Origin of the sequence: Salmonella sp. 3C, assembly GCF_025426275.1 — a bacterium.
Classification (GTDB): Bacteria; Pseudomonadota; Gammaproteobacteria; order Enterobacterales; family Enterobacteriaceae; genus Salmonella; species Salmonella enterica.
In genome coordinates, this window is sequence record NZ_CP104858.1 from 25,868 (window position 1) to 51,330 (window position 25,463).

Below are 25,463 nucleotides of genomic sequence, written 5' to 3' on the forward strand. Positions count from 1 at the left end.
ACTCTCCTCAAGCCGCCTCATCAGGTGAGGCGGATCTGACCTGTCATCAGAACGAGAAAATGATGTTTAAACCAGAACTTCTTTCGCCGGCGGGAACGCTGAAAAATATGCGTTACGCTTTCGCTTACGGTGCCGATGCCGTCTATGCGGGCCAACCACGCTACTCTTTACGCGTGCGTAATAACGAATTCAATCACGAAAATTTGCAGCTTGGCATCAACGAAGCCCACGCGCTCGGAAAAAAATTCTACGTGGTGGTGAACATCGCCCCGCATAACGCCAAGCTCAAAACCTTTATCCGTGACCTGAAACCCGTCGTCGAGATGGGCCCGGATGCGCTGATCATGTCCGATCCAGGGTTGATTATGCTGGTACGCGAGCACTTCCCGGCAATGCCGATTCACCTGTCGGTACAGGCTAACGCCGTAAACTGGGCGACGGTAAAATTCTGGCAGCAGATGGGGCTGACCCGCGTGATTCTCTCCCGCGAGCTGTCACTGGAAGAGATTGAGGAAATTCGCCAGCAGGTGCCGGATATGGAAATAGAAATTTTCGTCCACGGCGCGCTATGCATGGCCTATTCCGGTCGCTGCCTGCTTTCCGGCTACATCAATAAACGCGATCCGAATCAGGGCACCTGCACCAATGCCTGCCGTTGGGAATATAACGTGCAGGAAGGAAAAGAAGACGTTGTCGGCAACATCGTGCATAAGCATGAACCGATTCCGGTACAGAACGTTGAGCCGACGCTCGGTATCGGCGCGCCGACGGATAAAGTGTTTATGATAGAAGAGGCCCAAAGACCGGGCGAATACATGACCGCGTTCGAAGACGAGCATGGCACCTATATCATGAACTCAAAAGATTTGCGCGCTATCGCCCACGTGGAGCGCCTGACGAAAATGGGCGTCCACTCGCTGAAAATCGAAGGCCGCACCAAATCCTTTTATTACTGCGCCCGTACCGCGCAGGTCTACCGTAAGGCCATCGACGACGCCGCCGCGGGTAAACCTTTCGACCCTACGCTGCTGGAAACGCTGGAAGGTCTGGCTCATCGCGGCTATACCGAAGGTTTCCTGCGTCGCCATACGCACGACGATTACCAGAATTACGAGTACGGGTACTCCGTTTCCGAACGCCAGCAATTTGTCGGCGAGTTCACCGGTGAGCGTAAAGGCCAACTGGCGGCCGTGGCGGTGAAGAATAAATTCTCCGTTGGCGATAGTCTGGAGCTGATGACACCGCAGGGAAATATCAATTTCACCCTGGAACAGATGGAGAACGCCAAAGGAGACGCTATGCCGGTGGCACCCGGCGATGGCTATACCGTCTGGATGCCCGTCCCGCAGGACGTTACGCTGGATTACGCACTATTGATGCGTAATTTCTCAGGCGAATCAACGCGTAACCCCCATGGTAAGTAGTTAATTGCAGTTATTTTTTCATGGCGGGAAGATTCTTAGAAATTGATCACATACCGCTTCGCTCAATGCGGGTATTATTCAACGCGCTGAAAAACATAACCCATAAATGCTAGCTGTACCAGGAACCACCTCCTTGGCCTGCGTAATCTCCCTTACGCAGGCTTATTTTTTGCGTATAATCAATAAAAAAGTGGTACTTCCCGCCACATCCAAAAATTGACCACACTAACCAAAGCGCAAATGGGCGCTTAGGTTTAGAGACCTCCCCTATCCATTGCCAGCCAGCAAGTCACAATCCTCCCCGCATCCGGTCGGACTCAGGACTTAGCATTCTGACTTTTACGTTTAACATCAGTGAATTAAATCAATAACTGCTTTGTGAGAACTTACACAAAAAGTTTCCAGATTATTAAATTAAGGTTAAAAACTGATAATTTAAGCGTGTAAAGGTATGGCACGTTTTAATGCCGCTTTTACAAGGATTAAAATAATGTTTCCCGGATTAGAGGTTTGATTTCATGTCAAAGTAATACTCAAACCATCGCACCTACGCTCAGTCCACCTTCATCAGGCCATGTAAGTTTTGCTGGGATTGATTATCCTCTATTGCCACCAGATCACCAAATCCCCTTCCCACCGTCACGTATAATCGGTATCCAGAGTTATTCCTTTATCCTGTAAAATGTGATACAGATTCTCCATTGATCTAATAACTACCTCAATTTCACATTCAAGTTTCTCTACAGAACTTTCATTTAGTGAGAAGTTGAGAGCCAATAATAATGATTGTGAGTTATTATCATAACACAAATGTGGTCCATTATTCTCTGCAAACCATAAATTAGCATTGAGAAATTCAAAAGCAAGATTATTATTATCCGGAGGTCTTCCGCAAAAACCGTATATCATTATATACTCACTGTTAGTGCTTGTTAGTAAGATACGGTAACGGTTATCTATAATAAATGAGCATAATCTGTTTTCGTCAAAGACAATTGAATCGGTATTTAATTTTAGTGAAAACTGTCTTAATAAGCGATCGGCTCTTGAATACATAACACCCCATACTCTATCTAAAGCGTTCCTATATAAGTCATAAGCCTCTGGTCTGGACGCTTAACACCCCGTGTCATCGTCGGAATTCGTCTTTTCCCTATGACTTGCTGTGTTTGCTCATTTATGGCCAAGCTGGCCGGGTTCTGATGCCATTTGCGCTAAGGTATAGTCCGGCGCATATTCCCATCATACCAATCCCCCCTATGCCAAACGATGCGCCTAAAACCGTCAGGGCGGTAGTATATGCAGTACCACTACTGACACTGGCGACAGCCCCTGAGCATACCCCACTGAAAACACCTGTAAACAATGCCGTGGTTCCCAGGCACATTAAACATCTGGGTTTATTGCCGTAAGCGTTAAAATCAACGATTTCAGCTACCGGTTTTTCGTCATTACCCCGTTCAGAAGGAGGGAGCAATGGCGTTTGCGCATTCACGCCTGAAGTGACATTCATATAAACCTCTTCATGCACATGCCTGTTTATGTTTATGAGAAAAGCGATACATCAGGCAACGGTACGACTATAGGACACCGCGCTAAGCCATCATCTGAATAGGTTTTATTTGATATATAGTAGCGTGCTTCTAATAGTGCGCCGTGTTTCTGCTAAAGAGTCTAAAGAACATTTCGATTTTATGCTATTAAAAAGTATGTTTGGTAATAAATATCAGGTTCTTATCTGATATTATGGTGTTTGAAATTAATACTGATAACTGACGTATGTTCGTCTTGTTAATTCTTCGTTTCGTTATCAAAGGCGCTATATCGGAAAGCGTCTGACTACCCCTTGTGATTTCCTTGCACTCTCACAAGCGCTACTCAATGCGCATACCGGCATCTCTCTTGTCGCCATTTGCCTTAAACCATGCTTAGCTTACCGCTGCGTACAGCAGGAAGAAAAACGGTAAAGCAATAAGTGCGCAACATTTCAATTTTCATCCTGTTCTGACCTCGCTTTTTCATTTCTGCTATACACTTTCTGGAGATTGTTGTTCAACCTATTAAGGCATAACGGATGGCTAACTTTCCCGCCAGCTTACTGATCCTCAATGGCAAAAGCGCTGATAACCAGCCGCTACGTGAGGCCATTACTCTACTTCGCGACGAAGGCATACAGATTCACGTTCGGGTAACCTGGGAAAAAGGCGACGCGCAGCGTTACGTTGATGAAGCCCGTAGACTGGGCGTTGAAACGGTGATTGCCGGCGGCGGAGACGGTACCATTAATGAAGTGTCGACCGCGCTCATCCAGATCCGCGACGGCGTAGCCCCTGCTCTGGGCCTTTTGCCGCTCGGCACCGCCAACGATTTTGCCACCAGCGCCGGTATTCCTGAAGCGCTGGACAAAGCGCTGAAACTGGCGATTGCCGGAAACGCGATGGAAATTGATATGGCCATGGTCAATGATAAAACCTGTTTTATCAATATGGCGACGGGCGGTTTTGGCACCCGCATTACCACCGAAACGCCGGAAAAACTTAAAGCCGCATTGGGCGGCGTCTCCTATCTTATCCACGGTCTGATGAGAATGGATACGCTGACCCCTGACCGCTGCGAAATACGTGGCGAAAACTTTCACTGGCAGGGAGATGCGCTGGTGATCGGCATCGGCAACGGTCGTCAGGCCGGCGGCGGGCAGCAATTATGTCCCACCGCGCTGATTAACGACGGACTGTTACAGCTACGGATTTTTACCGGCGAAGAGCTGTTGCCGGCGCTGTTTTCCACACTCACGCAGTCAGATGACAATCCGAATATTATTGACGGCGCCTCAGCGTGGTTTGATATTCATGCACCGCATGAAATCACGTTCAATCTGGATGGCGAACCACTCAGCGGGCAAGAATTTCATATTGAGGTGCTGCCTGGCGCATTACGCTGTCGGCTGCCGCCAGACTGCCCGTTGCTACGTTAATAACACCAGTCGCTGGCCGGATGCGCTCACATCCGGCTTTTCTTCGTTGAACTCAGGCGATGGTGACTTTGCTATCCAGATAGACATCCTGTACGGCATTAATCAACTTCACGCCATCAGCCATCGATTTCTTAAAGGCTTTACGTCCCAGAATTAGTCCCATTCCACCGGCTCGTTTGTTGATCACCGCGGTACGAACCGCGTCGCCGAGATCAGTGTCACCGCCGTCCGCGCCGCCGGAGTTGATAAGCCCGGCGCGTCCCATATAGCAGTTCGCCAACTGGTAACGAACCAAATCAATCGGGTTATCGCTGGTCAGTTTGCTGTACACGCGATCGTCGGTATAGCCGAAGTTGACCGCTTTATAACCGCCATTATTCTCGGCCATTTTCTGTTTCACAATATCCGCACCAATCGTAGCGGCCAGATGGTTGGCTTGCCCCGTCAGGTCAGCGGATACATGGTAATCGACGCCGTCTTTTTTAAAGGAAGAATTACGCAGGTAAGCCCACAATACGGTCACCATACCCAGCTCATGCGCACGCTCAAAAGCGGCGGAGATCTCTTCAATCTGGCGACGGGACTGTTCCGAACCGAAATAGATCGTCGCGCCTACCGCCACGGCGCCCATATTGAACGCCTGCTCAACGCTGGCGTACAGGGTCTGATCGTACTCTGTCGGATAGCTCAATGTTTCGTTGTGATTCAGTTTGACCAAAAACGGAATACGGTGCGCATAGCGCCGTGAAACCGAGGCCAGTACGCCGTAGGTAGAGGCCACGCAGTTACAGCCGGCCTCAATCGCCAATTCAACAATATTTTTTGGGTCAAAGTAGCGCGGGTTGGCCGCAAAAGAAGCGCCGGCGGAGTGCTCCACTCCCTGATCGACGGGCAGTATCGAAAGGTATCCTGTTCCCGCCAGGCGTCCAGTATTATAGAGCGTCTGCATATTACGCAGAACGGCTGGTGGACGATTATTGTCAATCATCACCCGGTCAACGTAATCCTTGCCGGGTAGATAAAGCTGATCGGAAGGAATGGTCATACAACGATGCTGTAAAAGGCTGTCGGCGTCTTTGCCAAGCAACTGCGCAATATCAGTCATAGCTATGCTCCCGTAAGTTCCGATAGGGTATCGGAAGGTGAATAGTCCTGCCCCGCAGATTGCGGGTCGCAATAAGCCTGGTACTGACCGACCATTTTTGCCAACTTTAGCGCATTTTTTCGGCGCTATCTGCTGACTCGATTCACGTCCGAAAAAGTGTTAGATCGGTCAAAATTAATGCTCAATGGTATTTAAAAGGTATTATTAAGTGGTATTATCGTGGCGTACCTTACCTGTCATGAAGGATTCAAAAATGAAAACGACCTTTAAACTGTCGTTCATGATGTTCGTGGAGTGGTTTATCTGGGGCGCCTGGTTCGTCCCCCTGTGGCTATGGCTAAATAAAAGCGGGTTTTCCGCCGGTGAAATAGGCTGGTCTTATGCCTGTACCGCCATTGCGGCGATCCTGTCGCCGATTCTGGTCGGCTCCGTTACCGACCGTTTTTTCTCAGCGCAAAAAGTCCTGGCGGTACTGATGTTTGCGGGTGCCGTACTGATGTATTTCGCGGCACAGCAAACCACCTTTGCCGGATTCTTTCCGCTGCTCCTGGCCTATTCATTGACCTATATGCCGACCATCGCGCTGACAAACAGCATTGCCTTCGCTAACGTACCGGACGTTGAACGCGATTTTCCACGCATTCGCGTTATGGGAACCATTGGGTGGATTGCCTCCGGCCTCGCCTGTGGATTCTTGCCGCAAATGTTAGGCTATAACGATATTTCCCCCACCAACATTCCACTGCTCATAACCGCCGCAAGTTCAGCGTTGCTGGGCGTATTTGCGTTCTGTCTGCCAGACACGCCGCCAAAAAGCACCGGCAAGATGGATATTAAAGTGATGCTGGGGCTGGATGCGCTGGTTCTGCTGCGCGATAAAAACTTTCTCGTTTTCTTCTTCTGTTCCTTCCTGTTTGCGATGCCGCTGGCCTTCTACTACATCTTCGCTAACGGCTATCTGACAGAAGTGGGAATGAAAAACGCCACCGGCTGGATGACGCTCGGCCAGTTCTCTGAAATCTTCTTTATGCTGGCGCTACCCTTTTTCACTAAGCGCTTTGGTATTAAAAAGGTATTATTACTTGGTCTTATTACCGCCGCGATCCGCTACGGCTTTTTTGTCTATGGCGGCGCGGAGACGTACTTCACTTACGCCCTGCTGTTCCTCGGTATTTTGCTGCACGGCGTAAGTTACGATTTCTACTACGTCACCGCCTACATTTATGTCGATAAAAAAGCGCCGGTTCATATGCGTACCGCTGCGCAAGGGCTTATCACCCTCTGCTGTCAGGGATTCGGCAGCCTGCTGGGGTATCGCCTCGGCGGCGTGATGATGGAAAAAATGTTTGCTTATCCGCAACCGGTTAACGGTCTGACATTCAACTGGGCGGGCATGTGGACGTTTGGCGCAGTGATGATTGCCGTCATCGCGCTACTGTTTATGATTTTCTTTCGCGAATCGGACAAAGAGATCACTGCTATTGACGATCGCGATATTGCGTTGACACAAGGGGAAGTAAAATGAAAGCAGAACGTATTCTCGGTGCTCTTTACGGGCAAGCGTTAGGGGATGCGATGGGAATGCCCTCTGAGCTGTGGCCGAGAACGCGCGTCAAAGTGCATTTCGGCTGGATTGACCGCTTTCTGCCCGGGCCAAAAGAGAATAATGCCGCCTGCTATTTTAACCGCGCGGAGTTTACGGATGATACCGCAATGGCGCTCTGCCTGGCCGACGCGCTACTCGAATGCGAAGGCAACATTGATCCCGAGATTATTGGGCGTAACATCCTCGCCTGGGCGGAACGCTTTGATGCGTTCAATAAAAATGTACTCGGCCCGACGTCAAAAATTGCGCTGAATGCGATTCGCGACGGCAAACCCATCGCGGCGCTGGAAAATAACGGCGTGACTAACGGCGCGGCCATGCGCGTTTCGCCGTTGGGCTGCCTGTTGCCGCCAACTAACCTGACAGCCTTTATAGCAGAAGTAGCGTTAGCCTCCAGCCCGACGCATAAATCCGATCTGGCGGTGGCTGGCGCCGTGGTTGTCGCCTGGGCCGTCTCGCGAGCGGTTAACGGCGACACGTGGCAAAGTATTGCCGACTCGCTCCCCGCCATCGCCCATCAGGCGCAGACAGCGCGTATTACCACGTTTAGCGCCTCGCTATCGGCACGTCTGGAACTGGCGCTAAACATTGTCCGCCACGCCGACGGCGTCGAATCTGCCAGCGAACAGCTCTATCAGATCATCGGCGCGGGAACCAGCACCATTGAATCGGTTCCCTGCGCTATCGCCATGGTGGAGCTGGCGAATACCGATCCTAACCGCTGTGCCGTGCTGTGCGCTAACCTCGGCGGCGATACCGACACTATCGGCGCGATGGCTACCGCCATTTGCGGCGCGTTGCACGGGGTAAGCGCCATTAACCCCCAGTTAAAGCAAACGCTGGACAAGGTTAATCAGCTGGATTTTGCGCGCTATGCCGTTGCGCTGGCGAGCTATCGTCAACGGCGGGAGGCACTATGAACGGCGCACGGTTGCTGACATTATTACCGACCCTGCATACCCGGCGTCCGCTCACCGTTATCGGCGCGGCAGTGATCGATATCATTGCCGACGCCTGGACGTTGCCGCGTCGCGGAGGCGATATTGAACTGCAACAACAGAGCGTCAATGTCGGCGGCTGTGCGCTGAATATTGCCGTGGCGTTGAAACGACTGGGGATTGACGCCAGCAATGCGCTGCCGCTGGGCCAGGGCGTGTGGGCGGAGAGGATTCGCCGCCGTCTGGCAAAAGAGGGATTATCCAGCGTGATTGACGCGGTTGAAGGAGATAACGGCTGGTGTCTGGCGTTAGTCGAACCGGATGGCGAACGCACGTTTATGTCTTTTAGCGGCGTGGAAAACCAGTGGAATGCGGACTGGCTGTCGCAGCTCAGGACACCGCGGGGCAGTCTTGTCTACCTGTCCGGCTATCAACTGGCCTCGTCCTGTGGCGAGCCACTGATCCAGTGGCTGGAAACCGTCGACGATGTAACGCCTTTTATCGATTTTGGCCCGCGAATCGGTGATATTACAGACGATGCAATGGCGCGCATTATGGCCTGCCGGCCCATCGTATCCCTCAATCGCCAGGAAGCCATCATCGCCGCGGAACGCGCCGGGCTTGCGACCGATACCCGCACTTTCGGCGAAGCATGGGTAAAACGCTTTTCCGCGCCGCTGGTGGTGCGCCACGATAAAGACGGAGCGTGGTATTTTAGCGCGCAATCTTCCGGCGTTGTGCCAGCGTTTCCGGCAACCGTGGTGGATACCATCGGCGCAGGCGACAGCCATGCTGGCGGCGTGCTGGCAGGACTGGCGTCAGGCTGGTCGCTCGCGGATGCCGTACTGCTGGGAAATGCGGTGGCGAGCTGGGTGGTCGGGCATCGCGGCGGCGACTGCGCGCCCACGCGCGAGGCGCTACTCCTCGCACACAAAAACGTATAGGTCGCTACGACAATAACTGATGCTGTATTCAATAGGCCGCTGCTGCTGATCGAGCGCCACCTGCTTAATCACCAGCACCGGCACTTTACCATCCATTTGAATATGCGACTGAAACTCATCATCCGGCATCCGGGCGCTGACGCGGGATCGGGTACGCTGAGGGTAAATGTGCTGGCGACGAAAATAGTCATACAGCGAAATGCCAATCGCGTCGACATCATGAATCAGATGCGCGGGCACCCAGGACTCTTCAATCGATACCGCGTCCTCATCAACATAACGAATGCGTTTGAGTAAAAAGACGTCGCTGCCTGCGGGGATCGCCAGATGCTGCGCGACCTCATCCGGACAACTTACCACGCGTTTGTTAACCCATAGCGTATCCGGTTTTTTGCCGCGCAAGACAACCTGCTGAGAAAATCCCCGCGCCTCTTTCAGGGAATATTCAAAGATATTATTGATTTGCGTACCGTAGCCGCGGGCGCGCGTGACGACCCCCTCTTCTTCCAGCGCCTGCATCGCTTTTCGTACCGTGATGCGCGAGACGCCGGTAAGCTGGCTGAGATCGCGTTCGCCAGGCAAAATATTACCGTGCTCAAGAATACCGCTGCGCACGGCATCCTTTACCGTCTGGGCGAATTTCATGTATAGCGGCGTATTATCCGCCGCTGAAATTCGTTCATTCAGTTGCGCGATGAGCCGGGTATGCGCTTGTTCCATTTATCTTTCCTGACGACGGGTCTGTAGGCAGTATACTACCACCACGCGTGGAAATGATGTACCGGACCAATGCCCTTCCCCACTTCCAGCGTGTCCGCCTGCGCCAGCGCCGCCGAAAGCCATGCCTTCGCCTCGTTTACCGTCTCTCCCCAACAGCGATGCCGGGGCCGTAACGCCGCCAGCGCCGCCGACAGCGTACAGCCCGTCCCATGCGTATTTTTGGTGTTCACACGCGGCGCGCTAAAACGTTGCTCGCCCTCACGGGTAAAGAGCCAGTCCGGGCTTTGCGCATCCTCTAAATGCCCGCCTTTCATCAATACCGCTTCACACCCCATCGCCAGTAACGCCCGCCCCTGCGCCAGCATCTCCTGTTCCGTACGTGCATGGGGCGCATCCAGCAACGCTGCGGCTTCCGGCAAATTAGGCGTAATCAGCGATACCTGTGGCAACAGCCGGACGCGTAATGTTTCTATCGCAGAGGGCGAGAGCAGCGGATCGCCGCTTTTCGCCAGCATCACCGTATCCAGCACCACATTACGTACATGATGACGCTGTAGTCGCTCCGCCACGGCCTCGACAATATCGGTTTCCGCCAGCATGCCGATTTTTGTGGTATCAATGCGCACATCGCTGAACACGGAATCAAGTTGAGCGGCGACAAAGTCCGGCTCTATCCGGTACACCGACTGTACGCCACAGGTATTTTGCGCCACCAGCGCGGTGATGACCGAACAGCCATATGCGCCCAGCGCGGAAAAGGTCTTGAGATCCGCCTGGATACCGGCCCCGCCGCTGGGATCGGTGCCGGCAATCGTCAGCGCGTTAATTCGTTGCATTGGCCGCCTCCACATCCAGATGATAGAGCGCATCAAGAAAAGCCGGGATGAAGCTACCAGGTCCTTCGCTACGCTCTGCCGCGGCCTGTCCAGCCAGTTTCATCCAGCAGCAGGCCGACGCGACATTGTCCAGCGCGGCGCCCGGTAACGCGCAACTGGCGGCGACGACCGCCGACAACGCGCAGCCGGTGCCTACAATGCGAGTCATTAACGGATCGCCGCCGGGAATGCTCAGCGTGCGCTGACCATTAGTGACGTAATCTATCTCTCCGGTAACCACAACGATGCAGTCTATCTGACGCGCCAGCGCCTGCGCCGCAGGCAGTGCGGCCAACGCCGCCTCGGTGGTATCTACGCCACGTCCGCCCAGCGCCATGCCGGATAACGCCAGGATTTCCGAGGCGTTGCCGCGTATTGCCGCCGGGCGCAGGGACAAGAGATCCAGGCAAAATCGCCGACGAAATTCCAGCGCGCCCACCGCGACAGGATCAAGCGTCCACGGCGTTTTGGCATCATAAGCGCTTTCTACCGCCGCACGCATCGCGTCAGCGCGTGAGGCAGTTAATGTTCCGACATTAATCAGCAAGGCGTTGGCGATGGCGGCAAACGGTCTGGCCTCGACAGGATCAATCACCATGGCGGGTGAAGCGCCCAGCGCCAGCAACGTATTGGCGGTAAACGTTTGTACGACGTCATTCGTCATACAGTGCGTAAGCGGGGAGAGCGCGCGAAAGTGTTTTAACGTATGCGCCGCAAGCGTGCGGCAGTGCAGGTCAGGCTGCATGGTTCAGCTCCTGCCCGCGTGAAGAAGGGACACGAGCAGTGTCAGACTTCCCTACGCTGGCATTATCCAGATCAGGTGGTACGGGTATTTCTCAGCCTTCACAAAGAAGGGCACCCCGAGTCGTCAAGCCCCACCGTGTTAAGCGGGGTTTCGCTATTAAGCATACTGTCTGCGCCAGACAATGTAAATTTACAGCCAGCCGCGGACGATAATTTCAGCGTTATCAGATAGTTCTCAAAACCTATTCGGTTCTGGCAAACTTGCTGGCGGATATGTTGCTGCACGACGCTTTCGTTTACACTTTTTACGAAAAGGGGCGTGAGATAACAAAATAGCGCTTGTCAGATACGCCACCAGCAGAAATGATACACACGATGTTAACTGACCCGCATATGTGGAGGGTAAAAATATGAAAAGTAAGTTGCTGCCTTGCGCGCTGTTGCTTGCAACCAGTTTTGCATGGGCCGCCCCCGCGACAACGGGCATTGATCAATATGAGTTAAAAAGCTTTATCGCCGACTTCACCCACTTCAAGCCCGGCGATACCGTTCCGCAAATGTACCGCACCGATGAGTATAATATTAAACAGTGGAAATTACGTAATCTGCCCGCGCCAGATGCCGGTACTCACTGGACCTATATGGGCGGCGCGTATGTACTGATTAACGATACCGATGGAAAAATTATCAAAGCCTATGATGGCGAGATTTTTTATCATCGATAATGATATACGCACTCTTTCTATAAAGAGTGCGTACCGCATAAATTTAATTATAAGATACCACGATTAATGCTTTCGATTGTAATGGCCCCGCTTTAACTTTTGCAGGATCGAGAACATAATATGTGGCAAAGACAGGAATAGCTTCCACCGAATTCACTGCGCTGCCTTTGGCATAGGTTTTGAAAATACTATTTATCGCTACTCCTTTGTTTATTTTAAGCAGGCTCCGATTTGAATCTCTTAAGATAAACCCAACGCCATTATCGTTATCCGGTTTCAGGACTGCTTCATTCTCATCCCAGACTAAATCACTACGTAGATTTACCGCTATTTGCCGTGATGTCAGCATCGCATTCCGCACCTGATTTTTGCAATCCAGAATAATATCACCCTGCTTAGAAAACTCACTAACCTCTCCTTTAGCACGGAGTTTAGTCATAGGCACCGGGTCCAGTGTGATGGTGAGATTCTGGGGGGCGCAGGTAGTTTCTTTACGGTTGTAATTTATCGTTAAACTGGCTTTATAAACGCCTTTCCCATTCAGATCAGTGATAACGTTTGCAACACACTCTCTATTCCCCCAACAGCCAATATATCTTAAAATAAATACCACCCAATCGCTACTGCTCCATTGATTCTTTGCACCCGACATCACCGTTATATTATCTATCGTAACCGAGTACCCCCCCCTGGCAGACACAGTCACCGCCTCCAGTGAGTTTATTTCTGAAATCGTTATCTTATAGGGGGCTTCAATTACACCGTTTTGATTGCGCATATTTATCGCACTACTGCTCTGCCATTCAACTTTTAACTTTAACTTAACACTGTCATTCGGTCCCATACCGATAATATGATCGGATGTCTCTAATTTAGTCACAACATCACTATTAGAACAATTGGCATCTGTGAAACCATTTGTAATAATGGCTGACTCCTCCCCCCCCAGCATTAAGCTGTCGGATTGAATCGTATAATCCTTCGTGTTGGTTAAGGTCGCATTACACGCCGCGTAACCCAACTGCGTAAACTGCATCATCATTAATAAAAATAGTAGTCTTTTCATGGCGTCACCTAAAGATTACCGACAAATATAAACGTTATTTTCATCAATCTGTTTATCAAAAGTGATCTTACAGAAAAGACCCTGTTGTTTATCTGTTGCGATTTTTACCGAAATGGGAACCTTTTCAGTACGAATAAATACCCGGCTCCCCTGACCTACCAGTCCTACATTATTTCCCTCGTCATCTTCCACTTCATAACCAAATGTTAAAGGCTCGCCATCTGCGCGCCGCGCCAGGAAATAAAAAGGTTTACTGGTCTCTGTTTCAAAATGAACCAATACTACGGCTCCGCGATAAGGCACTGTAACTTTTCGATTTCCCAACAGGGCGACATCGCTTTCACTCTCAGAGACATCAAGAGAGATAAAATTTTGCCGGTATGGCGTCAATGCTTCAAATACGGCATAACCTTTTGCATTGGTACGTAAATAGGGACGCCCCTGCACCGCCGCGCCTTCCAGGTACGGCGCGTTAATAATCGCGATAGTATCATTAAGGCGAGAGGCTAAATGCACGCCATCGGCCCATGCAACCAGCCCTCCCTGAATATTTCCGCCCACCTGATGGTATTTATTGGACTGGCTGTAACTGCCGCCGACTGTCGCCAGCGGGGCGTTCCAGGTTACTGATCCCCCGAATGTCGTTTGGTGTTCCTGTCGCTGCTGGCTGAGGTTAGTCGTATAATTAAACTGATCACGATTACCGAACGTGCCGCTAAGGCTGGTGTTATTCGCCTCATAACCTTGATCGTCAAAGGTGGTGGAATTCGATAAATGGATATCACGATTTCCCCCATTCTCCTTTAATCCCCATGTTAAGGGAATCGATAAATAGATATTAAAGCGCTTATCTTCACGGTTATTGCTGTCATACGTCTGAGTTGCCGATAGCGTAAAACTGAGCCGCTGCCAGGTATTACTGTAGCTTAACTGATAATCCTTTCCCGTGCCGCTACGCCCCCAATAGTCGCGCCACAGAGCGCTGGCAGTAAAATATCCCCACCCATCGGGTAACGTCTGATTAATATTGAGAGTGAAAGTATTTTTACGCCCAAAGTCATTCTCATAATAATCAGCAATATCATAAATATCGTCATCATCGCGACGATAGTTATCCCGGTTATTAGCCCAGACATGATCGTTAAAAGTGCGATAATCACGTGATGAGTAGCGATACGCTGCCAGAGAAAAATGGGTGGCCGATTGCGGGAGATATTTATTCCAGGCAACCTGGTAGCTTTCCCCATCAAAAACATCGCCATTATCCTGCTTGCTATGAGACAACGTACCGTCGACAGATACCGCGCCAATCAGCGTGTTCCATCCGGTGCCAAGGGTAAATGAGCGATAATCGCTGGCTAACATCGTTCCGCCATACAACGTTAGCAGGTTATTGACCCCGTACTGATAGGTTCCCTGGAGAAAATCAGTTTGCTGAGAGGCTCCTTCAATTCTGCTTCGTCCGGCGGCGAAATCATATTTTGCTACGCCGGGCTGCACCATATTGGGAACGGAAGAATACGGAACAATAAACCGTGAAACAGTACCGTCAGCCTCTTTAACGCTCACGTCCAGATCGGCTCCCCCCCCTGCCAGCTGAAGATCTTCAAATACAAAGGGGCCAGGCGGAACTTCTTTTTGATAAACAATGAAGCCATTCTGTTCAACCGTCACCAGGGCGTTACTTTGCGCCACGCCACGCACAACCGGATCGAAATTTTGCTTAGAGTGCGGCAGCATTTGCATATCACGCCAGAAGCGCACCCCGCGAAAGCGCACCGTATCAAACATATCCCCGCTGGTGTACTGTTCCCCCAGACGCATTGTCCCCAGTACCGCCGGGAAATCACGTTCCAGATACAGAGTATTGCTCTGCCATTTGCCAGCTGAATTTTCACTTTTGGAAAAATTAGCGTTAGAATGTAATTGCCATCCAAGCAGATTCAATCCGCTGACAAAATTTGCGTAAGTATTTTTCTCACTACCGCCGCTTTTATAATGGCTGTAATATTCGCTGGCATAATACGATGTATAAAAAGCGTTAATTCCACGGTCCCATGTCTCTGGAGACGCATAGCCCGCTTCATATTCCAGCACATAAGCCTGAGGGACGCTCAGATAAAGGTTAAAAGCGGCAGTGTCATAAGAAACACTACCTCCATGAACCACCGTTTTCAGCGCAATACATTCATTTTCTACTGTTGTACTCTGCGGGGTAAATTTAATTCCCAGGCTGGCGATCAGGTCCGGAGAAATACAGGTGCTATCGGGGTCATCCTGAATATTAACCTCATAAGTTCCACGCCATTCTTTATTGACATAAACGTCCATTTCATAAACGCCAGCCATGGGTTTGGTGCTATCAATCTGATAACGAGACACCTTTTCACCTTTCAACCCACCGAACATAAAGTTAGTATCGAATGTTTCTTCTTCAGCCCAGGCGGGTGAAATAAGTAATGCTGCAAAAAGTGACAGCGTGATGGCGTTTAACTTTTCCATTATCTATCCTTAGGTGGATTCCCCGCTTTTAATTTTCTATTTTGACAGTCTCGTTTAAATAATTACCAGAATCATCAATTAGCGTCACGGTATAGCTATTTACGACTACCGTTGTGGTGATACTCTGCGATGACCATGGAGCCAGTAATAAGGTTTCTTTATTTACTTTACTTTTTGCTTTAATTTCTGGAATAGTGATCCAGTTTGCGGAATTATTTTTCACGCTAATACTCCCTGGCGCACGAAGCAACTGCAAGCGGGAAAATGTTGCTTTATCGACTTTCTGTACCCCCGGTGGGCGATAGATCAACTTTATCCGGTTTTGTAGCGCAAATTTAATGATATTTTTATCTTTGTTCTCGTCTGAATTTGGTGGAATATCCAATACATTGAGGTAGAAAAGACTTTCACGATCGCCAGGCAAATTATTAGCGAGCTTCTTTATTTTTAATTGCTGACCTGAATTTGCCGCAACTCTAATTACAGGGGGGGTCATAATAAATGGAACCTGTAATTTTTCTGGCGGCAGGCTGGTATCACCGTTATCAATCCACGCCTGGATGAGTGAACTTCGTTTACCGTCATTCATTAATTGTACGGTAATATCTTTTTTCTGCGCCGGATAAATAATACGTGTACCATATATATAAATGCCGCTCCACGCAGGCATAGCGGCACAAGCCAGGCATAATGCAATCATCCATTTCATGGCCGATAACCTTATAAAAGAGATACAAGCGGCTAAAAGCTTAGCCGCCAAAAAACGATTGTTAATCAGTTAATACCGTCATCGTCAGTACAGATTCAACAGAACCTGGTGTTACAGTATTTTCAACGGCGGCATAGCGGGCAGAAAAGTTCAGGGTATATACACCATTTTCAAACTTACTTGAATTCAGAGTGTAATTCCCCGCCTCATCCGGTTTCACCTGAATACCATCAAGATAAACAGCGAAGCCCGCACCATTATTAGTAGCATTATTTTTGGTGATTTGCATGTTATCCACAAATTGAGAACGGTTAAAACTAATTCGTGGATTAGCTGTATTCGTACATCTTACTTTTAAAATCGCTTCTGGGCTAGTGTATCCTGTATATATATCGCCAGGGTTTAAGTCAGTCAATCTATCAACACCTACCTGGGATAATTCAATAGTCGCGCTATTTGCACCTTCGAAAGTACAGGATGTTCCCACCACTTCTCCGTTTATTTTTAATTCCCCCATATCTTCATCAGCAGCAAAAACCCCAGCGCTCATAAATACAGCAGACAATACAGAAGCAGCAATAAGTGAACGTTTCATAATCTCTTCCTTAATGAAGTAATTTCTATTTGTTAAGAGTTATTAACCCTTGCAAAGAAAATTCTCATAGACAGGAGGTTATCGCAATGTAAACACGATGTTTTGTTGATTTAAAACAATTTACAGATTGCAATATAATTGCAACAAATAATCATTGCTTATCATTATTTTGTAAACTTATTAATTTCCGAAATTTACTGCCCTTAAACATAAACACAACAAATAAAAAAGCCCATATCATTGATATCAATGATATGGGCCTGCGGAATTAATAAGAATTAGTCGTAATGATTAACAACAATCTGTCGGGTGCTATCACCAGGCACCGTGTATAGCTGCGTTGTCACACCTCTCATCGGCGTAGCGGCGGGTGTTTGCAGAGTTGAAACGTGGATAGTGTTGCCGCAACGCTGCTGCAACTGTGCGTTTACCACTTCTGTACTGCACGTTGGCGCGGTCACTTTTCCACTGATGGTTAATGTTGCGGTGTCGGAGGCAAAAACAGGTACGCTTATCCCATAAGCCGAAACTATAATTCCCATCAGCAAATATTTTTTCATAGTGAGTAATTGTTCCTCTGGTGAACGTCAAACAGTATGCAGGCCGTCCTGATGAGCAGTATGAACGTATCGATACCTTAAAACCAATTGAAAAAATAAATCAGTAGGATAGGTATGATCAATTCAAATAATGTTTTTGCCGATTATTTCAGATAAACACCTGTCTGTTTAAGCAGGAATTAACAATGCGGGGGCTATTATTTTATTAATACATTCACTGCATCAATATATATTAATGCAGTGAATGTCATATTCTCTTTGGAATACGTCAGGAGGATTACACCGCGCGGAAGGCGATTTCTCCCGGAATCACTTCACCCTGCCAGTAAAGCTGTGCCGCAACGCGATCGGCCAGTTCGCGATAGATCGCGGTAAACTCGCTCTCCGGACGGCTAACCACCGTCGGCGTACCGCGATCGAGATCTTCACGCAGACTAATATGCAGCGGCATCTGACCCAGAAGCTGAGTATGGTTTTTTTCCGCCAGCTTCTGCGCGCCGCCCGTGCCGAAGATCGGTTCGTGATGGCCGCAGTTGCTACAAATATGCATACTCATATTTTCCACAATGCCGAGCACCGGCACTTCCACCTTCTCGAACATCACGATACCTTTTTTGGCGTCGATTAGCGCGATATCCTGCGGCGTAGTCACCACCACCGCGCCGGTAACAGGAATGTTCTGCGCCAGCGTTAGCTGAATATCCCCGGTTCCCGGCGGCATATCCAGTACCAGATAATCCAGATCCGGCCACAGCGTCTCCTGCAACATCTGCATCAGCGCCTTACTGGCCATTGGGCCGCGCCATACCATCGCGTTATCGTCAGTCACCAGATAGCCGATCGAGTTGGTCGCCAGGCCGTGAGACATAATCGGCGCCATATGCGTACCGTCTGGCGATGTCGGGCGCTGATCTTCTGCGCCAAGCATGGTTGGGATCGACGGACCGTAAATATCGGCATCGAGAACCCCGACCTTTGCGCCTTCAGCCGCTAACGCCAGCGCCAGGTTTACCGCCGTGGACGATTTCCCCACCCCGCCTTTACCGGAGCTCACGGCAATGATGTTTTTCACGCCATTAATGCCAGGCTGATTTTTGACGCGTTTCAGCGTCGCAATGTTGTACGACAGTTTCCAGTCGATCGCTTTTGCGCCCGTAATACGTAACAGATCGGCGCTGCATTGCTCTTTTAATACCTCAAACGCGCTGTTCCAGACGAACGGCATGACCAGCTCAACGTGCAGCGTATCATCCATCCAGGCGACGTGGTGCAACGCCTTAAGCGTGGTGAGGTTATGCTTCAGGGTTGGGTGCTGAAAATTCGCCAGCGTCCCGGCGACCATCGCTCGCAGGGTATCTGGTGATTTGGCCTGGGATTGTTCGTTCATCCCGACTCCTTTTGTAGTTCTGAAAAGTACGATTGTAACTTTGTAGTTTACTCCAGCGGTAACAATTATTCATTTACGGATAAATGCCCTTATCGATTGGCGCAGTAATTACCATTTTGGTACTATCAAAGCCCTTTTTTACAACAGAAGAAGTAATACCCACTATGACTCAAGTCGCGAAGAAAATTCTGGTAACGTGCGCGCTGCCGTACGCCAACGGCTCTATCCACCTCGGCCATATGCTGGAGCACATCCAGGCTGATGTCTGGGTCCGTTACCAGCGAATGCGCGGCCATGAGGTTAACTTCATCTGTGCCGATGACGCTCATGGCACGCCGATCATGCTGAAAGCGCAGCAGCTTGGTATTACGCCGGAGCAAATGATCGGTGAAATGAGCCAGGAGCACCAGACCGATTTCGCCGGTTTTAATATTAGCTACGACAACTACCACTCAACGCACAGCGACGAGAATCGCGAGCTGTCCGAGCTGATTTATACGCGCCTGAAAGAGAACGGTTTTATTAAGAACCGCACCATCTCTCAACTCTACGATCCGGAAAAAGGCATGTTCCTGCCGGACCGATTTGTGAAAGGCACCTGCCCGAAATGTAAATCCGCAGACCAGTACGGCGATAACTGTGAAGTGTGCGGCGCGACCTACAGCCCGACCGAACTTATCGAACCGAAATCCGTGGTGTCCGGCGCGACGCCGGTAATGCGTGACTCCGAGCACTTTTTCTTTGACCTGCCGTCATTCAGCGAAATGTTGCAGGCGTGGACCCGCAGCGGCGCGCTGCAGGAGCAGGTGGCGAACAAAATGCAGGAGTGGTTTGAATCCGGCCTGCAACAGTGGGACATTTCCCGCGACGCGCCGTATTTTGGTTTCGAAATCCCGAACGCGCCGGGCAAATATTTCTACGTCTGGCTGGACGCGCCGATTGGCTATATGGGCTCCTTCAAAAATCTGTGCGATAAGCGCGGTGACACGACCAGTTTTGATGAGTACTGGAAAAAAGACTCCGATGCCGAGCTGTACCACTTTATCGGCAAAGACATCGTCTATTTCCACAGCCTGTTCTGGCCTGCCATGCTGGAAGGCAGCCACTTCCGTAAGCCGACCAACCTGTTCGTTCACGGTTACGTGACGGTGAACGGCGCGAAGATGTCTAAGTCTCGCGGCACCTTTATTAAGGCCAGCACCTGGCTGAAACACTTTGACGCCGACAGCCTGCGCTACTACTACACCGCGAAGCTTTCTTCACGCATTGATGACATCGACCTGAACCTGGAAGACTTTGTCCAGCGCGTCAATGCCGATATCGTCAATAAAGTAGTCAACCTGGCCTCGCGTAACGCCGGTTTTATCAATAAGCGTTTCGACGGCGTGCTGGCGGCTGAACTGGCCGATCCGCAATTGTATAAAACCTTTACTGACGCCGCTGCGGTGATTGGCGAAGCATGGGAAAGTCGTGAATTCGGTAAAGCTATCCGTGAGATTATGGCGCTGGCCGACATCGCTAACCGTTATGTTGACGAGCAAGCGCCGTGGGTGGTGGCTAAACAAGAAGGCCGCGACGCGGACCTGCAGGCCATTTGCTCAATGGGCATCAACCTGTTCCGCGTGCTGATGACGTATCTGAAACCGGTACTGCCGACGCTTTCTGAACGCGTTGAAGCCTTCCTGAACAGTGAGTTGAACTGGGATGCCATCGAACAGCCGCTGCTCGGTCACAAGGTCAACACCTTTAAGGCGCTCTACAATCGCATCGACATGAAGCAAGTTGAAGCGCTGGTTGAATCGTCTAAAGAAGAGGTGAAAGCCGCAGCCGCGCCGGTTACCGGCCCGTTAGCCGACTTCCCGATTCAGGAAACCATCACCTTTGACGATTTCGCCAAAATTGACCTGCGCGTAGCATTGATTGAAAATGCTGAGTTCGTAGATGGTTCTGACAAATTGCTGCGTCTGACGCTGGATCTGGGCGGCGAGAAGCGTAACGTCTTCTCCGGCATTCGTTCCGCCTACCCGGACCCGCAGGCGCTGATTGGCCGCCAGACGGTAATGGTCGCCAACCTCGCGCCGCGCAAAATGCGCTTTGGCGTCTCCGAGGGAATGGTGATGGCCGCAGGACCTGGCGGGAAAGATATCTTCCTGTTAAGCCCTGATGACGGCGCGAAGCCTGGCCAACAGGTGAAATAAGCAACAAGCCGGAGCATGCTCCGGCTTTTTTAACCGCTTAATCCTGACTGGCATATCACCCCATCCGCGTGTTTTAACTTTTTCCTTAATAAGCAATAGCGTTAAGACTCCATATCCGGACTGCTAAATAACGGCTAAAAGTCATATTCTATCTCTCCCTGATACATTGCTATTACTGGGTTAAATTAATTCATTGAAATTATTTTAAAAACCCAATCATTATATAAAATGGAGTTTTAGATGAAAATTTCTGGCAAGTTATTGTCCGCGGCTTTGGCTTCCGTACTGGTGTTCTCTCTTGCTGGCTGTGGCGATAAAGAAGAATCAAAGACCTTTAACGCAAACCTGGCGGGGACAGAAATTTCAATTGCTTACACCTATAAAGGTGACAAAATCATTAAGCAGACGTCTGAAAGTAAAATCAGCTATGCCACTGTAGGCGCTAAAACGAAAGAAGATTCCGCCAAAATTCTCGATCCGCTGAGCGCGAAATATAAAAATATCGCCGGAGTGGAAGAAAAATTAACCTATGAAGATACCTATGCCCAGGAAAACGTCTCTGTGGATATGGAAAAAGTGGACTTTAAAGCGTTACAGCAAATCTCAGGGACGATGGTGTCCGGCGATACCAGCAAAGGTATCAGCATGAAACAAACCCAGACGCTGCTGGAAGCTGCTGGTTTTAAAGAAGCGAAATAACTGGCAGGCATAATGTATTGCATCGACTGGTAAAGTCGCTCAGGGCGCTGCTTCGGCAGCGTCTTTTCTTTATGAATTCCGAAAAAAGACAGCCTCGCTGTAAGTCCCCTCGCCAAAGCCTATAATCCCTGAATTCCTGGCCACACCAATACTTAACGACAAGGAATTGTTATGCAGGTTCTACGTCTTATGGCACTGCCACTATTCGCGCTCTCTCTATCGGTTAGCATAACTGGCTGCGATCAGAAAAACGATACTCTCCAGGGAAAGCAAAATAACATGACAGCGTTTATCAAGAAGATAGCCGCTAGCAAAGAGTCAGAGGAAACACAACGCTATGTAGGTAATCTCAACGGTATTGAAATCAAGTTAACCTATTACTACAAAGGGGATATCGTTTTACGTCAAATATCTGAACATAAACTACTTTATAAGACCCTGAAAGCCAATAATAAAGAAGAAGCACAAAAAATGCTGAGTCAAGTCGGCGAAGCTTATCAGGGTATGCCGGGTTTGACTGAACGAATCGACTATTATGATAGCTATGCTACGGAATATGTGGATATTGATTTTACCCAGGCAAAAATAAGCGACCTCTGTAAATTGCCAGGATCATCAATTGACAACTGTTCCGCGTACTATCTGTCAATGATTCGCTCGCAGAAACTGTTGGAAGAGAGCGGGTATCATAGAATCAATTAGTATAATAATGCGTTTTCCCGGTCAGACAGGACGCTGCCGGGAACAATACCGCAGAATTACTTCGCCGCGTGTTCACGGGCCGCCAGACCGCGCAGAAAATAACGCATAAACTGATCGCCGCATTCGCGGAAGTTCTTATGGTCCGGCGCGCGCATCATCGCGGTGATCTCTGGCATTGAGACACGAAACAACTGACCGGTAAATATCGCCAGGATATCATCTGTTTTTAGCGAAAAGGCAATACGCAGCTTTTTCAGCACAATATTGTTGTTGATACGACGTTCCGCCGTCAATGCAGGCGCCGCCTCATCTTTGCCGCGTTTTTCATAAATGAGGCCATTGAGAAATGAGGACAACACGATATCCGGGCAACGCTGAAACCCCTCTTCCTCTTCTTTGCGCAACCAGATTGCTATCTGCTCCGGCGTAGCATCAACGTTACCCAGCGCCAGGATACGCGCCAGATCGGTATTATTAGCTTTTAAAATGTAGCGCACGCTACGCAGAATATCGTTACTCAGCATGAGGCCTTCGGTCGTTTCTATGGCAAAACGATATTCTAACAGTCTTTTACAGGCCAATCGCCTCTTTTAAACTTTTCAGATAGCGACGGCTTACCGGCACCGTCAGGCCGTTGCGTAAAATCAGCTCTGCCTGCCCATTATCCTCCAGCCGAATTTCCTGCAAATGGGCCATATTCACCAGAAACTGACGATGACAACGCAGTAGCGGCGTCCGGCTTTCCAGCGTGCGCAGCGTCAGCTCGGTAAACCCCTCTTTCCCTTCACTGCTGGTCACATAAACGCCGCTCATACGGCTACTGACAAAGGCGACATCATCCATTTGCAACAAATAGATCCGGCTGTGTCCGGTACAGGGAATGAATTTAAGCGCCTGCTGGTTTTCCGGCAACAACGAAACATCCTGTTTACTGCGCTCCTGACGCAGACGATGTAACGTTTTTTCCAGCCGTTTCTCCTCTATCGGCTTGAGCAGATAATCAAAAGCGTGCTCTTCAAAGGCTTTGATGGCGTATTCGTCAAATGCGGTCAAAAAAACGATATACGGGCGGTGTTCCGGATCAAGCATTCCTACCATCTCCAGTCCACTGATACGCGGCATCTGAATATCCAGAAACAGCACATCAGGTCGCAACTTATGTACCGCGCCAATCGCTTCTACCGCGTTCGCGCACTCTCCCACAATCTCAATGTCATCCTGCCCCTGGAGCAAAATCCGCAGATTTTCCCGCGCTAACGGCTCATCATCCACAATCAGCACTTTAATCATGCGTCCTCCTCCAGTGGAAGTCGTAATGTAATTCGGGTAAAACAGTCCGGCTCGCAGGCCACGCTAATACCATAATCATCGCCAAAGTGTTCGCGCAGACGTTTATCAACCAGACTCATCCCCAGCCCGCTACTGCCGGCGGAAGGCTGATACAGTCCCGCATTATCTTCAATATCTAACATCAAATGCTGCCCTTCGCGCCGGGCGCGAATAGCGACGTTGCCGGTATCAAGCAGTTGCGACGTGCCATGTTTAATGGCGTTCTCAACAATCGGCTGTAATGTAAACGCAGGCAATTTCTGACGTGAAAGCGTCGATGGAACATCAAGCTGTACCTGCAGACGCGACTGAAAACGCGCTTTTTCAATTTGCAGATAAACGTTCACGTGTTCAATTTCATCCGCCAGCGTGACGATTTCCGACGGGCGTTTTAAATTTTTGCGAAAAAAGGTCGACAAGTACTGCACCAGTTGGCTGGCCTGTTCGCTGTCGCGACGAATCACCGCTTTAATGGTATTGAGCGCGTTAAACAGAAAATGCGGATTCACCTGCGCGTGCAACAGCTTGATCTCTGACTGCGTCAGCAACGCCTTCTGCCGTTCATACTGCCCGGCCAGGATCTGCGCGGATAAAAGCTGCGCAATCCCCTCTCCCAGGGTGCGATTAATTGAGCTGAATAGTCGGTTTTTCGCTTCGTACAATTTAATGGTGCCCATGACTCGCTGATTTTCGCCACGCAGCGGGATCACCAGCGTCGAGCCGAGTTTACACTGCGGGTGTAGCGAACAGCGGTACGGCACTTCGTTGCCATCGGCATAAACCACCTCTCCGGTTTCAATCGCTTTCAGCGTATAACCTGATGAAATGGGTTTGCCCGGTAGATGGTGATCGTCGCCAATACCAGTAAAAGCCAGCAGTTTTTCACGATCGGTGATGGCGACGGCGCCAATATCCAGCTCCTGATATAACACCTGCGCCACCTTCATACTGTTCACTTCGTTAAATCCCTGACGCAGAATCCCCTCCGTTGACGCGGCGACCTTCAGCGCGGTAGCAGAAAATGCCGAAGTATATTTTTCGAACATGGCGCGCTTATCGAGCAAAATACGCATGAACAGCGCGGCGCCAACGGTATTCGTCACCATCATCGGCGCGGCAATATTACTGACCAGATGCAGGGCATCGTCAAACGGCCTGGCTATCAGTAAAATGATCAGCATCTGCACCAGTTCGGCAACACACGTAATTGCTCCCGCCGTCAGCGGGCTAAACACTTTGTCCGGGCGTCCGCGACGTATGAGAACGCTGTGTACCAACCCTCCCAGCAGCCCTTCGACGATGGTGGAAATCATACAGCTCAGCGCCGTCATGCCGCCCATAGAATACCGATGTAACCCACCGGTCAGGCCGACCAGCCCGCCGACGACCGGCCCGCCGAGTAGGCCACCCATCACCGCGCCAATCGCGCGGGTATTGGCAATCGAATCTTCGATATGTAGCCCAAAATAAGTGCCCATAATGCAGAAGATAGAAAACGTGACGTAACACAGAAGCTTGTGCGGCAGACGAACCGTGACCTGCATAAGCGGGATGAACAAGCGCGTTTTACTCATTAGCCACGCAATGACCAGAAACACGCACATCTGCTGAAGCAGCAGCAACACCAGATTAAACTCGTACATACCCGCAAACCACACTTC

The 25,463-nt window shown here is 50.0% G+C and carries 24 protein-coding genes, 1 pseudogene and 1 riboswitch; of the genes and pseudogenes, 10 read left to right on the plus strand and 15 right to left on the minus strand.

Translation table 11 applies throughout. From position 1 onward, the window contains the following. Positions 1-62 precede the first annotated feature (62 nt). Entirely contained in the window at positions 63-1,424 is a 1,362-nt protein-coding gene (yegQ, locus tag N7E69_RS00090) for a tRNA 5-hydroxyuridine modification protein YegQ (protein WP_001540403.1), read from the plus strand. Positions 1,425-1,875: 451 nt separating this feature from the next. Then, a pseudogene (locus tag N7E69_RS00095) lies at positions 1,876-2,054 on the plus strand (non-LEE encoded effector protein NleB); the annotation flags it as partial. Between the two features lie 9 nt (positions 2,055-2,063). Here the strand turns inward: N7E69_RS00095 and N7E69_RS00100 are convergent. Together N7E69_RS00100 and steD are read right to left on the minus strand one after the other, a co-directional pair. Next, positions 2,064-2,480 carry a CesT family type III secretion system chaperone gene (locus tag N7E69_RS00100; protein WP_001540404.1) on the minus strand — a complete coding sequence of 139 codons (417 nt, stop codon included), beginning with the start codon at positions 2,478-2,480 and terminating at the stop codon, positions 2,064-2,066. A gap of 121 nt (positions 2,481-2,601) precedes the next feature. Continuing rightward, positions 2,602-2,937, minus strand: a complete 336-nt coding sequence (gene steD, locus N7E69_RS00105) for a type III secretion system effector SteD (protein ID WP_031617316.1) — start codon at positions 2,935-2,937, stop codon at positions 2,602-2,604. Positions 2,938-3,498: 561 nt separating this feature from the next. On the opposite strand from steD, the gene yegS reads away from it, so the two are divergent. Continuing rightward, positions 3,499-4,398, plus strand: a complete 900-nt coding sequence (gene yegS, locus N7E69_RS00110) for a lipid kinase YegS (RefSeq protein ID WP_001273389.1) — start codon at positions 3,499-3,501, stop codon at positions 4,396-4,398. A gap of 52 nt (positions 4,399-4,450) precedes the next feature. Here yegS and fbaB read toward each other — a convergent pair whose 3' ends face one another. After that, positions 4,451-5,503 (minus strand): class I fructose-bisphosphate aldolase, encoded by a 1,053-nt coding sequence (fbaB, locus tag N7E69_RS00115; protein ID WP_000129590.1) that lies wholly within the window; start codon positions 5,501-5,503, stop codon positions 4,451-4,453. A gap of 253 nt (positions 5,504-5,756) precedes the next feature. On the opposite strand from fbaB, the gene N7E69_RS00120 reads away from it, so the two are divergent. Genes N7E69_RS00120 through N7E69_RS00130 form a run of 3 tightly spaced genes read left to right on the plus strand, consistent with a single transcriptional unit; the run spans position 5,757 to position 8,991 of the window. After that, complete coding sequence (locus N7E69_RS00120; RefSeq protein ID WP_000858692.1) at positions 5,757-7,028, plus strand: nucleoside permease; 1,272 nt, start codon at positions 5,757-5,759, stop codon at positions 7,026-7,028. After that, positions 7,025-8,029 carry an ADP-ribosylglycohydrolase family protein gene (locus N7E69_RS00125; RefSeq protein ID WP_000642804.1) on the plus strand — a complete coding sequence of 335 codons (1,005 nt, stop codon included), beginning with the start codon at positions 7,025-7,027 and terminating at the stop codon, positions 8,027-8,029. Before N7E69_RS00120 ends, N7E69_RS00125 begins: the two co-directional genes overlap by 4 nt. Next, positions 8,026-8,991: a PfkB family carbohydrate kinase gene (locus N7E69_RS00130; RefSeq protein ID WP_001012656.1), complete on the plus strand. Its 966-nt coding sequence runs from the start codon at positions 8,026-8,028 to the stop codon at positions 8,989-8,991. Before N7E69_RS00125 ends, N7E69_RS00130 begins: the two co-directional genes overlap by 4 nt. Here the strand turns inward: N7E69_RS00130 and N7E69_RS00135 are convergent. From N7E69_RS00135 to thiM, 3 genes are read right to left on the minus strand one after another with little or no spacing between them, the layout of a single operon-like run. Beyond that, the gene (locus N7E69_RS00135; protein ID WP_000434062.1) at positions 8,965-9,711 is read right to left on the minus strand and encodes a GntR family transcriptional regulator; all 747 of its coding nucleotides are present in this window, start codon (positions 9,709-9,711) and stop codon (positions 8,965-8,967) included. The genes N7E69_RS00130 and N7E69_RS00135 overlap by 27 nt on opposite strands. A 35-nt stretch (positions 9,712-9,746) precedes the next feature. After that, on the minus strand, positions 9,747-10,547 hold the full coding sequence (gene thiD / locus N7E69_RS00140; protein WP_001188955.1) for a bifunctional hydroxymethylpyrimidine kinase/phosphomethylpyrimidine kinase: 801 nt from the start codon (positions 10,545-10,547) through the stop codon (positions 9,747-9,749). Beyond that, on the minus strand, positions 10,534-11,331 hold the full coding sequence (gene thiM / locus N7E69_RS00145; protein WP_001182156.1) for a hydroxyethylthiazole kinase: 798 nt from the start codon (positions 11,329-11,331) through the stop codon (positions 10,534-10,536). The genes thiD and thiM overlap by 14 nt, the downstream gene beginning before the upstream one ends. A gap of 31 nt (positions 11,332-11,362) precedes the next feature. Beyond that, positions 11,363-11,459, minus strand: a riboswitch (TPP riboswitch). Between the two features lie 281 nt (positions 11,460-11,740). On the opposite strand from thiM, the gene rcnB reads away from it, so the two are divergent. Then, complete coding sequence (gene rcnB / locus N7E69_RS00150; protein WP_000837534.1) at positions 11,741-12,055, plus strand: Ni(II)/Co(II) efflux transporter accessory subunit RcnB; 315 nt, start codon at positions 11,741-11,743, stop codon at positions 12,053-12,055. Positions 12,056-12,098: 43 nt separating this feature from the next. On the opposite strand, the gene N7E69_RS00155 is transcribed toward rcnB, so the two are convergent. The 6 genes from N7E69_RS00155 to apbC all read right to left on the minus strand — a co-directional run bounded on the left by N7E69_RS00155 (position 12,099) and on the right by apbC (position 18,874). Continuing rightward, a complete protein-coding gene (locus N7E69_RS00155; protein ID WP_000825916.1) occupies positions 12,099-13,121 on the minus strand; it encodes a fimbrial protein in 1,023 nt (340 codons plus the stop codon). Between the two features lie 15 nt (positions 13,122-13,136). Continuing rightward, on the minus strand, positions 13,137-15,623 hold the full coding sequence (locus tag N7E69_RS00160; RefSeq protein WP_000413359.1) for a fimbrial biogenesis outer membrane usher protein: 2,487 nt from the start codon (positions 15,621-15,623) through the stop codon (positions 13,137-13,139). 28 nt (positions 15,624-15,651) lie between these two features. Continuing rightward, positions 15,652-16,332, minus strand: coding sequence for a fimbrial assembly chaperone (locus N7E69_RS00165; RefSeq protein ID WP_000871808.1), 681 nt, complete (start codon positions 16,330-16,332; stop codon positions 15,652-15,654). Positions 16,333-16,393: 61 nt separating this feature from the next. Beyond that, positions 16,394-16,927: a fimbrial protein YehD gene (yehD, locus tag N7E69_RS00170; protein ID WP_000830690.1), complete on the minus strand. Its 534-nt coding sequence runs from the start codon at positions 16,925-16,927 to the stop codon at positions 16,394-16,396. Positions 16,928-17,205: 278 nt separating this feature from the next. After that, on the minus strand, positions 17,206-17,487 hold the full coding sequence (locus tag N7E69_RS00175) for a YehE family protein (protein WP_000760404.1): 282 nt from the start codon (positions 17,485-17,487) through the stop codon (positions 17,206-17,208). A gap of 277 nt (positions 17,488-17,764) precedes the next feature. Continuing rightward, on the minus strand, positions 17,765-18,874 hold the full coding sequence (apbC, locus tag N7E69_RS00180; protein ID WP_108610909.1) for an iron-sulfur cluster carrier protein ApbC: 1,110 nt from the start codon (positions 18,872-18,874) through the stop codon (positions 17,765-17,767). Between the two features lie 164 nt (positions 18,875-19,038). Between apbC and metG the strand changes: the two genes are divergently transcribed. The 3 genes from metG to N7E69_RS00195 all read left to right on the plus strand — a co-directional run bounded on the left by metG (position 19,039) and on the right by N7E69_RS00195 (position 22,473). Then, positions 19,039-21,072 (plus strand): methionine--tRNA ligase, encoded by a 2,034-nt coding sequence (gene metG / locus N7E69_RS00185; RefSeq protein ID WP_000195332.1) that lies wholly within the window; start codon positions 19,039-19,041, stop codon positions 21,070-21,072. 240 nt (positions 21,073-21,312) lie between these two features. Beyond that, a complete protein-coding gene (locus tag N7E69_RS00190) occupies positions 21,313-21,771 on the plus strand; it encodes a YehR family lipoprotein (RefSeq protein WP_000703135.1) in 459 nt (152 codons plus the stop codon). Between the two features lie 171 nt (positions 21,772-21,942). Then, a complete protein-coding gene (locus tag N7E69_RS00195) occupies positions 21,943-22,473 on the plus strand; it encodes a YehR family lipoprotein (RefSeq protein ID WP_001197951.1) in 531 nt (176 codons plus the stop codon). 56 nt (positions 22,474-22,529) lie between these two features. Here N7E69_RS00195 and N7E69_RS00200 read toward each other — a convergent pair whose 3' ends face one another. Genes N7E69_RS00200 through N7E69_RS00210 form a run of 3 tightly spaced genes read right to left on the minus strand, consistent with a single transcriptional unit; the run spans position 22,530 to position 25,445 of the window. Beyond that, on the minus strand, positions 22,530-22,997 hold the full coding sequence (locus N7E69_RS00200; protein ID WP_000950411.1) for a DUF1456 family protein: 468 nt from the start codon (positions 22,995-22,997) through the stop codon (positions 22,530-22,532). Positions 22,998-23,043: 46 nt separating this feature from the next. Next, positions 23,044-23,763 (minus strand): two-component system response regulator BtsR, encoded by a 720-nt coding sequence (gene btsR, locus N7E69_RS00205; RefSeq protein ID WP_000598637.1) that lies wholly within the window; start codon positions 23,761-23,763, stop codon positions 23,044-23,046. Next, entirely contained in the window at positions 23,760-25,445 is a 1,686-nt protein-coding gene (locus N7E69_RS00210; RefSeq protein WP_001751899.1) for a sensor histidine kinase, read from the minus strand. The genes btsR and N7E69_RS00210 overlap by 4 nt, the downstream gene beginning before the upstream one ends. Between the last annotated feature and the right edge of the window lie 18 nt (positions 25,446-25,463).